The following is a 9,079-nucleotide window of genomic DNA, read 5'->3' as shown; positions in this document are numbered from 1 at the left end:
GGGGTGAGGGGTGGGGGCGACGCTCCGCCGCTTCCGGAGAGCATGCGCGATGACCGACACGACGCTGCTCATCGCCGCGGTCGTGTTCTGGCTGATCGCCTGGTACGCCAACACCCGGCTGGCCGCGCTCAGGCCGGAGACGGGCACGATGAGGATGGCGGTGAACCTCGCCATTCCGGTGCTGTTCGGCGCGGCCATCCTGGCGCTGTGGGAGGGGATCACGCGCGGGCTTGGCGTGCCTTCGGTGATCCTGCCGCCGCCTTCGATGATCTGGGAGCGGGTGACGGGTTCGGTGCCGACGCTGTGGGCCGATTTCGTCCAGACCTATCTGAAGGGCGTCATCACCGGCTATGTCATCGGCTGTTCGCTGGGCTTTGCCGTCGCCGTGCTCGTCGACCGCTCGCCGTTCTGGAAGGCGGGCGTGCTGCCGATCGGCAATCTGGTCTCGGCGCTGCCGATCATCGGCATCGCCCCGATCATGGTGATGTGGTTCGGCTTCGACTGGCAGTCCAAGGCCGCTGTCGTCGTGGTGATGACCTTCTTTCCGATGCTGGTGAACACCGTCGCCGGGCTTAACGCGGCCGGGCACATGGAGCGCGATCTGATGCACACCTATGCGTCGAGCCGCACCCAGTCGCTGATCAAGCTGCGCCTGCCGGCGGCAATGCCCTTCATCTTCAATGCCTTGAAGATCAATTCCACGCTTGCTTTGATCGGCGCAATCGTCGCAGAGTTCTTCGGCACGCCCATTGTCGGCATGGGCTTTCGCATCTCCGCGGAGATCGGACGGCTCAATGTCGACATGGTCTGGGCCACCATTTTCGTCGCCGCGCTCGCCGGCTCGCTTTCCTACGGGCTCATCGCCCTGATCGAGCGGTCCGTGACATTCTGGCATCCGTCCATGCGAAGCGAGCGACCATAAGACGGGATGAGGATGCCAGGTTCGAGACGTCCATGAGCAAACAGGGAGAACCAATATGCGCAAATGGATTGCACTGACCGCGGGAACCGCGATGGGGCTCGTTGCCGCCTCGGCGGCCAACGCCCAGGACGACGAGCTGACGCTGCAGCTCAAATGGGTCACGCAGGGCCAGTTCGCCGGATACTACGTCGCCAAGGACAAGGGCTTCTATGAGGAAGCCGGTCTCGACGTGACCATCAATCCGGGCGGGCCGGACATCGCCCCGCCGCAGGTGATCGCCGGCGGCGGCGCCGACGTGATCGTCGAGTGGATGCCGGCCGCGCTCGCCGCGCGCGAAAAGGGCGTTCCGCTGGTCAACATCGCCCAGCCCTTCGAGCGTTCGGGCATGATGCTGACGTGCCGGGCCGAGACGGGCATCGAGAGCCCGGAGGACTTCCGCGGCAAGACGCTGGGCGTGTGGTTCGCGGGCAACGAGTTCCCGTTCCTGTCGTGGATGAGCCAGCTCGGCATTCCGACCGAGGGTGGCGAGGATGGCGTCGAGGTGCTGCGCCAGGGCTTCAACGTCGACCCGCTGATCCAGGAGCAGGCCGACTGTATCTCGACGATGACCTACAACGAATACTGGCAGGTGATCGATGCCGGCTTCTCGCCGGACGATCTGGTCGTGTTCAACTACACCGACCAGGGCGTGGCGACGCTCGAGGACGGGCTCTACACGACCGAGGAAAACCTCGAGGACCCGGCGATGGTCGACAAGCTGACAAGCTTTGTCGCCGCTTCCATGCGCGGCTGGGAGTATGCCTGCGAGAACCAGGAGGAAGCCGCCGAGATCGTGCTGGAGAACGACGCGACCGGCGCGCAGACCATGGAGCACCAGGTGCGCATGGTCGGCGAGATCTGCAAGCTGGTCGGCGATTCCGATGGCACACTCGATGTTTCGGCCGCCGAAACCACCGTCGACTCGCTGCTTTCGGGCGGCTCGGACCCGGTGATCACCGATCGTCCGGAAGGTGCCTGGACCGATGACGTGATGAACAAGGTCAAGGGGATGTAGGCGCCCGCTCGCATTTCGATTCCCAAGGGGCCGTCCGCGTTCGCGGGCGGCCTTTTTTGTGCAATGGCGCGTCACCGCGGCATTCACACGGCGTCATTCCGGAACTTGATTCCGGAATCCACGGATCAGGACCGCGTAATGGATTCCGGAATCAAGTTCCGGAATGACGTGTAGCAACGTGTCAAAAACGGTCTCAGAAAAAATTTGACCTCTTGATCAAATTATTGAAAGCTCCCGTCATCGGGTGACCGGCCGGCAAGAGCCGCGCACCGCAGGACCACAGGACGGAGGATGCGCCATGGCGCATGGGACTGCTTCACCGGATGTGAAGGCCGGCCGGCTTTCGGCCGAGCAGTATGCGGACAATTTCGACGACCTGCACGAACCGCTCGACCGGCACGAGGCCGTGGTCGAGGCCGACCGGTGCTATTTCTGCTACGACGCGCCCTGCATGCAGGCGTGTCCGACGTCGATCGACATTCCGATGTTCATTCGGCAGATCTCGACGGGCAATGCGAACGGGGCGGCCAGGACCATCTTCGACCAGAACATCATGGGCGGCATGTGCGCGCGCGTCTGCCCCACCGAGACGCTGTGCGAGGAGGTGTGCGTGCGCGAGGTGGCCGAGGGCAAGCCGGTCAAGATCGGCCTCCTGCAGCGCTATGCGACGGACCATTTCATGGAGACGGTCGAGGCGCACCCTTATGAGCGGGCCGCGCCGACCGGCAAGTGCGTCGCCGTGGTCGGCGCCGGGCCGGCAGGGCTCGCCTGCGCCCACGCGCTGGCCCGCAACGGCCATGACGTGACGATCTTCGAGGCGCGCGACAAGCCGGGCGGGCTGAACGAGCACGGCATTGCCGCCTACAAGACGACGGACGGCTTTGCGCAACGCGAGGTCGACTTCATCACCGGCATCGGCGGCATCGAGATCAGGAATGGCGTGTCGCTCGGGCGCGATGTGGCGCTGGACGCGCTGGCGGCCGAGTACGATGCGGTCTTCCTGGGCATGGGTCTGCCGGGCGTCAACGATCTTGGCCTTGACGGCGAGGATGCCGACAACTGCATCGATGCGGTCGCCTATATCGAAGCGCTGCGCCAGGCGGGCGAACTGTCAGACCTGCCTGTGGGCCGCAATGTCGTGGTCATCGGCGGCGGCATGACGGCAATCGACGTTGCCGTGCAGACCAAGCTCCTTGGGGCGGAGACGGTGACGATCTGCTACCGGCGCGGGCCCGAACAGATGAACGCGTCCGAATACGAGCAGGAGGTGGCGCAGACCCATGGCGTGACGATCCGCCACTGGCTGCAACCGCGGGCCTTGCAGCGCAACGAGGCCGGCGCGGTGACCGGCATCACGCTCGAATACACGGCGATGAACGGGACGCTCTCGGGCACCGGCGAAACGGTGACTTTGCCCGCCGACCAGGTTTTCAAGGCGATCGGCCAGAAACCGGTCGAGGGGCTGTTCGGCGATGTTGCGCTGGAACTCGCCAGGGGCCGGATCGTCACCGACGGGGACCGCAGGACATCGCATGCCAAGATCTGGGCGGGCGGCGACTGCATCGAAGGCGGCGACGATCTGACCGTGGTCGCGGTCGAGGACGGCAAGATCGCCGCCGCCTCCATCCATGACGCGCTGACGGGGTAGGGTAGTGCAAGCGATGCGATACCCCCCACTGTCGGCTTTGCCGACATCTCCCCCACAAGGGGGGAGGGTAGGCGCGTTCGGGGTGCCTTGGCGCCCGCTCTCCCCCCTTGTGGGGGAGATGTCCCGAAGGGACAGAGGGGGGAGTGTTCCAAACGGTCTGCAGGCAGCAGGAGCCGCGCCATGCTGAGCCATATCCACTTTCAGTCGATCGGCGTGGTCGACATGTACCGGGCGGTCGAATTCTATCGCGACATGCTGGGCATGCGCGTCGAGCGCGACGCGCCCTATGGCGACAGCCGCTGGATCTTCATGCAGATTCCCGGCGCGCGCACCATGTTGCATTTCGACCAGCACTCGACGATCGAGCCGCAGGACAAGCCGGCGCTGGTGCTGGCGACCGACGACGTCGATGCGCTGTGCGAGGATCTGACCTCGAAGGGCGTTGCCATCCAGTCCGGCCCGGACGACGCGCCCTGGGAGCCCGGCGTGCGCTGGGCGATGATCCACGACAGCGAGGGCAATCTCGTGCTGCTGCAGACGGTTGCCGGGCAATGAGGATGGCGGGCGGTCACAGCAGAGCGACGAAGGCGTCGACGGAAAGGCCGGCCTGCCTGATGATGGACGCAAGGGTGGCTCGTTTCAGGGGTTTGTTGCCGTGCACGGGAACAGTGACGTTGCGCACAGGCGGGCCGGGATGGCGAAGCAGATGGTGGCTTCCACTGATACGTCGCACCTCGAATCCGTGCTTCTGGAGAGCGCGGACAACCCGTTTGCCGCTGACGACGGGTAGGCGGCGTACCAAGCGCTATGCCGCCACGGTCAGCCGGTCGACCTCCGTGGCCACATCATCGGGAATGTCCCACCCCTCCGCGCGGTACTGTTCGATGACAAGTTCGATCGCCTCGCGCGCATTGGCCAGAGCCTGCTCCCGCGTCTCGCCTTCCGTGACGACCTCGGGCAGCGCGGGGACAAGAACGGTATAGCCGCCTTCGGGCTGCGGATGAAGATTGATGGTAAACTGACGCAAGGCGCTTGCTCCTGATCGATGGCGTCGCATGGCGTGACTATAGCGAGACAATGGAGGAAATCCCATGGCAGACCTGACAACCAGCTTTCTCGGCGTTTCCTCTCCCAACCCGTTCTGGCTGGCCTCGGCGCCGCCCACCGACAAGCAGTACAATGTCGAGCGCGCCTTCGAGGCGGGCTGGGGCGGCGTGGTCTGGAAAACCCTCGGCGAGGATCCGCCCATCGTCAATGTCAACGGGCCGCGCTATGGCGCGATCTGGGGGCCGGACCGGCGGCTGATCGGCCTGAACAACATCGAACTGATCACCGATCGGGCGCTCGACACCAATCTGCGCGAGATCGAGACGGTCAAGAAGAACTGGCCCGACCGGGCGATGATCGTCTCGCTGATGGTGCCCTGTGAAGAGGAACCCTGGAAGAACATCCTGAAAATGGTCGAGCAGACCGGCGCCGATGCGGTCGAGCTCAATTTCGGCTGCCCGCACGGCATGAGCGAGCGCGGCATGGGCTCGGCGGTCGGGCAGGTCCCCGAATATATCCAGATGGTCGCCGAATGGTGCAAGCAGCACTCCGACCTGCCGGTGATCGTCAAGCTGACCCCCAACATCACCGACATCCGCTATCCGGCCCGGGCGGCGAAGGCGGGCGGGGCCGACGCGGTCTCGTTGATCAACACCATCTCCTCGATCGTCTCGGTCGACCTCGATTCGATGTCGCCCGAACCCTCCATCGACGGAAAGGGGAGCCATGGCGGCTATTGCGGCCCGGCAGTGAAACCCATTGCGCTGAACATGGTCGCCGAGATCGCCCGCGATGCGCAAACCCATGGCCTGCCGATCTCGGGCATTGGCGGGGTCACCACCTGGCGCGATGCGGCCGAGTTCATCGCCCTTGGGTGCGGCACTGTGCAGGTGTGCACCGCGGCGATGACCTATGGCTTCAAGATCGTCCAGGAGATGATCGCCGGGCTCGAGGCGTGGATGGACGAAAAGGGCTACCGGACGATCGAGGACTTTCGCGGCATGGCGGTGCCGAACGTCACCGACTGGCAGTATCTGAACCTCAACTACGTCACCAAGGCGCGGATCAACCAGGATCTGTGCATCTCGTGCGGGCGCTGCCACATCGCCTGCGAGGACACATCGCACCAGGCGATCACCAACATGGTCGATGGCGTGCGCAAGTTCGAGGTGATCGACGAAGAGTGCGTGGGCTGCAATCTTTGCGTCAATGTGTGCCCGGTGGACGATTGCATTACGATGGAGCGGATCGCCGGCGTCGACCCGCGCACGAAAGAGCCGGTCGATCCGGACTATGGAAACTGGACCGAGCACCCCAACAATCCGGCCACCTTCAAGGAGGCGGCGGAGTAGGGGGCGTTCCGCCTCATCCTGAGGTGTGAGGCAATCATCACCCTCGTCCTTCGAGGCTCGCTATGCTCGCACCTCAGGATGAGGGTGATGATTGGCGAGCCTCGAAGGACGAGGCGGATGCGCCGCTCAAGTGCCGCTCCAGAAACCCCAACACCGCCATGCGCAACCGGGGTGTTTCTTCATGGCCGGTGTCCGGCGATGTCAGCACGGTGAGGGCATCGGAAACGCCCTGTGAATCATAGGCCTGGCGCAATCGGCTGAGGGCCGGATTCAGGGCCTCGGGCGGGGTCAGCGGATCCTTGAGGCCCGCTGCGACCATTTGCGGACGCGGGGCGATCAGCGCGGCGATGTCGGCCATGTCGCCATGGGCCAGAAGGCCGGGCACGGTCATGTATGGTCCGTGCAGATCGTGGGCGCCGGCCGCGATCAGCGGACCGATGTTCGAGAACGCGCACAGATGCGCACAGGCGGCAATGCGCTCATCCAGCGCGGCGAGCCAGTAGGCATGGGTCGCGCCCATGGACAGGCCGAGCGTGGCGATGCGGGTCGGATCGACCGCCGGGTGAGTTGCAAGCGCATCGAGCGCGGCGGTCAGATCGTCGAGCATTTGACCGAACAGGGTCCGACCGCGCCAATGGGCGGCCTTGGCGAGCGCGCTTTCGGGGCCCTCCGCCTGCCGCGTGCCGAAGCCGGGCATGTCGATGCACAGCACCGCATGGCCGCGCCGCGCCAGGGCCGGGCCGTAAGGCGATTGCAGCGCCGGGCGCCCGTCCATGAGTTCGGCCGCGCCTATGTCATGGCGGTTGCCATGGGCGTGGCAGTAGAGCACGGCGGGCACGGGACGCTTCGTGTCCTCTGGCAGCAGCAGCGTGCCGGCAATGGCCCGGTCATCGATGGCGAGCGCAACGGCGTGGCGCACGAAGCCGTCTTCGGCTGTGGCGGACACGATGTCGAGCGTCCCCGCCGCCTGCGTCCCGCCGCCAACGCCGAGCAGATGCCGCACCCGTTCACGGTCGATCGCAGGCAATGCTCGTCCTTCCCGCTTGTCAGCGACGCTACTGGTATACTAGTGTCCCTCGAAAAGAGCAAAGAGGGCAGTTCATGCGGCAGACATGGCGTTGGTTCGGGCCGGTCGACAAGGTCACGCTCGCCGATGCGCGGCAGGCCGGTGCGCAGGGCATCGTCACTGCCCTGCACCATATCGCGACCGGCGCGGTGTGGCCGGTGGCCGAGATCGAAAAACGGCAGGCCGAGGTCGGCCGCAAAGCCGACGGCACGCCGACCGGGCTGAGCTGGGACGTCGTCGAGAGCCTGCCGGTCTCCGAGGCGATCAAGACGCAGTCGGGCGACTGGCGCGGGGATATCGAGCGTTACAGGCAAAGCCTGGAAAACCTGGCGCGATGCGGCATCGCGACGATCTGCTACAACTTCATGCCGGTGCTCGACTGGACGCGCACCGATCTGCGCGCGCCGACGCGGACCGGCGGCACGGCGATGATCTTCGACCTCGTCGATTTTGCCGCCTTCGACATGCACATATTGCGCCGGCCGGGCGCGCAGGGCGATTATGACGAGCCGATCGTCCGGCAGGCCGCCGACCGGTTCACCCATATGAGCGGTGAGCGCAAGCAGGCGCTCGCCGAGAACGTGACCGCCGGACTGCCCGGCTCGGCCGAGCGCTGGACGACGGCCGATGTGCGCGACAAGCTGGCCGACTACGCGCAGATCGACGCCGACCGGCTGCGCCGGCACCATGTCGATTTCCTCGCCGAGGTGGCGCCCACGGCCGAACGGCTCGGCCTGCGGCTGTGTTGCCATCCCGACGATCCGCCATTTGCGCTGCTCGGCCTGCCGCGCGTGTGGTCGACCGCCGGGGATGTGCGCGACGCCTTCGCCGCCGTTAGCAGCCCGGCCATCGGACTGACATTGTGCGCGGGCTCGTTCGGCGCCCGGCCGGACAACGATATTGCCGCCATGGTGCGTGAGTTCGGCCCGCGCATCCATTTCGTCCATCTGCGCAACGTCACGCGCACCACCGAGGGCGTGCCGTGCTCGTTTGTCGAGGACGAGCATCTTGAAGGCGGCACCGACATGGTCGCCGTCGTCGCCGCGCTGATGGCCGAGCAGGCGCGGCGCCGGGCCGAGGGGCGGCACGATTGCGAGATCCCGATGCGGCCCGATCACGGCCACGAGATCCTCGACGATGCGGCGCGCGGCGCCCAGCCCGGCTATCCGGCCATCGGCCGGCTCAAGGGGCTGGCCGAACTGCGCGGCATCATGGCGGCCGTCGAAAAGGGTCATGCCGCGCAAGGCGCCGCATGATGCCGCCTTCGACCTTGGCGGCGCGCTCGCCGGGGCATCGGTGGCGCGCGACAGCCCGATCGCGCCGCAGATCTACGCGCTGTTGCGCGCCGCCATCATCGATGGCCGCCTGCCGCCGGGCACGCTGGTCAGCGAGGCCGACCTCGCCCGCATCGTTTCGGTCAGCCGCACGCCGCTGCGCGCGGCGATACAGAGGCTGGCGCGCGAGGGTCTTGTCCAGGTGCGCCCGCAGGCCGGCACCGTGGTCGCGCCGCGCGATGGAGCCCGTTTCGACGAGGCACTGTTCGTGCGCCGGGCCATCGAATGCGCCGTCGTGCGCCGGCTCGCCGCGCGCAGCGCCGATCTGGCGGCGCTGCGGCCGCTTCTCGACCAGCAGCGCCTGGCCGCCGAGCGCGACGACTACCGGACCTTCTTTGCCCATGACGAGGCGTTCCATGCCGAACTCGCCGCGCTCGCCGGCGCGCCCAATGGCTGGTCGCTGGTGCAGACGATGAAGGCGCATATCGACCGGGAAAGGCTGGTGCTGATGTCGTCCATCGAAGGGCGCTCGCTGGCCGCCTATCGCCAGCATCTGGGCATCGTCGCGGCGATCGAGGCGGGCCAGGGCGAGACCGCGGCGGCACGAATGGCCGCACACATCGATTCCGTACTTGAAACCGCGGGCGCGTCGGGCCACGATCCGGCGCAACCGCCACCGGGCGAACCATAGGCCAAGGCGTGGCGTGACCGACGAT

General features: G+C 66.3%; 10 protein-coding genes. 7 read left to right on the top strand and 3 right to left on the bottom strand.

Annotated features, from left to right (window positions below; all coding sequences use genetic code 11):
* Positions 1-49 precede the first annotated feature (49 nt).
* The 4 genes from RBB34_RS16760 (at position 50) to RBB34_RS16745 (ending at position 4,179) form a co-directional block, all read left to right on the top strand.
* On the top strand, positions 50-922 hold the full coding sequence (locus tag RBB34_RS16760) for an ABC transporter permease (protein WP_306120392.1): 873 nt from the start codon (positions 50-52) through the stop codon (positions 920-922).
* 55 nt (positions 923-977) lie between these two features.
* A complete protein-coding gene (locus RBB34_RS16755; RefSeq protein ID WP_306120391.1) occupies positions 978-1,976 on the top strand; it encodes an ABC transporter substrate-binding protein in 999 nt (332 codons plus the stop codon).
* A 298-nt stretch (positions 1,977-2,274) separates the two neighbouring features.
* Positions 2,275-3,624, top strand: a complete 1,350-nt coding sequence (locus tag RBB34_RS16750; RefSeq protein ID WP_306120390.1) for an NAD(P)-dependent oxidoreductase — start codon at positions 2,275-2,277, stop codon at positions 3,622-3,624.
* A gap of 180 nt (positions 3,625-3,804) precedes the next feature.
* On the top strand, positions 3,805-4,179 hold the full coding sequence (locus RBB34_RS16745) for a glyoxalase superfamily protein (RefSeq protein ID WP_306120389.1): 375 nt from the start codon (positions 3,805-3,807) through the stop codon (positions 4,177-4,179).
* 13 nt (positions 4,180-4,192) lie between these two features.
* Here the strand turns inward: RBB34_RS16745 and RBB34_RS16740 are convergent, their stop codons facing one another.
* Positions 4,193-4,426, bottom strand: a complete 234-nt coding sequence (locus RBB34_RS16740) for a type II toxin-antitoxin system HicA family toxin (protein WP_306120388.1) — start codon at positions 4,424-4,426, stop codon at positions 4,193-4,195.
* Between the two features lie 3 nt (positions 4,427-4,429).
* Complete coding sequence (locus tag RBB34_RS16735; RefSeq protein WP_306120387.1) at positions 4,430-4,651, bottom strand: type II toxin-antitoxin system HicB family antitoxin; 222 nt, start codon at positions 4,649-4,651, stop codon at positions 4,430-4,432.
* Positions 4,652-4,715: 64 nt separating this feature from the next.
* Here RBB34_RS16735 and preA point away from each other — a divergent pair, with 64 nt between their 5' ends.
* Positions 4,716-6,023 (top strand): NAD-dependent dihydropyrimidine dehydrogenase subunit PreA, encoded by a 1,308-nt coding sequence (preA, locus tag RBB34_RS16730; protein WP_306120386.1) that lies wholly within the window; start codon positions 4,716-4,718, stop codon positions 6,021-6,023.
* Positions 6,024-6,096: 73 nt separating this feature from the next.
* On the opposite strand, the gene RBB34_RS16725 is transcribed toward preA, so the two are convergent.
* On the bottom strand, positions 6,097-7,050 hold the full coding sequence (locus tag RBB34_RS16725) for an alpha/beta fold hydrolase (protein ID WP_306120385.1): 954 nt from the start codon (positions 7,048-7,050) through the stop codon (positions 6,097-6,099).
* A gap of 74 nt (positions 7,051-7,124) precedes the next feature.
* Here RBB34_RS16725 and uxuA point away from each other — a divergent pair, with 74 nt between their 5' ends.
* Positions 7,125-8,345: a mannonate dehydratase gene (gene uxuA / locus RBB34_RS16720; RefSeq protein ID WP_306120384.1), complete on the top strand. Its 1,221-nt coding sequence runs from the start codon at positions 7,125-7,127 to the stop codon at positions 8,343-8,345.
* Positions 8,323-9,054, top strand: coding sequence for a GntR family transcriptional regulator (locus RBB34_RS16715; protein WP_306120383.1), 732 nt, complete (start codon positions 8,323-8,325; stop codon positions 9,052-9,054). Before uxuA ends, RBB34_RS16715 begins: the two co-directional genes overlap by 23 nt.
* Positions 9,055-9,079 lie beyond the last annotated feature (25 nt).

Origin of the sequence: Roseitalea sp. MMSF_3546, from assembly GCF_030732865.1 — a bacterium.
Lineage (GTDB): Bacteria > Pseudomonadota > Alphaproteobacteria > Rhizobiales > Rhizobiaceae > Roseitalea.
This window is presented reverse-complemented; position numbering and strand designations above follow the sequence as displayed.

Coding starts and splice junctions, on each gene's coding strand:
- RBB34_RS16760 (WP_306120392.1), top strand. CDS start 50: ATGACCGACACGACGCTGCTCATCGCCGCGGTCGTGTTCTGGCTGATC.
- RBB34_RS16755 (WP_306120391.1), top strand. CDS start 978: ATGCGCAAATGGATTGCACTGACCGCGGGAACCGCGATGGGGCTCGTT.
- RBB34_RS16750 (WP_306120390.1), top strand. CDS start 2,275: ATGGCGCATGGGACTGCTTCACCGGATGTGAAGGCCGGCCGGCTTTCG.
- RBB34_RS16745 (WP_306120389.1), top strand. CDS start 3,805: ATGCTGAGCCATATCCACTTTCAGTCGATCGGCGTGGTCGACATGTAC.
- preA (WP_306120386.1), top strand. CDS start 4,716: ATGGCAGACCTGACAACCAGCTTTCTCGGCGTTTCCTCTCCCAACCCG.
- uxuA (WP_306120384.1), top strand. CDS start 7,125: ATGCGGCAGACATGGCGTTGGTTCGGGCCGGTCGACAAGGTCACGCTC.
- RBB34_RS16715 (WP_306120383.1), top strand. CDS start 8,323: ATGCCGCGCAAGGCGCCGCATGATGCCGCCTTCGACCTTGGCGGCGCG.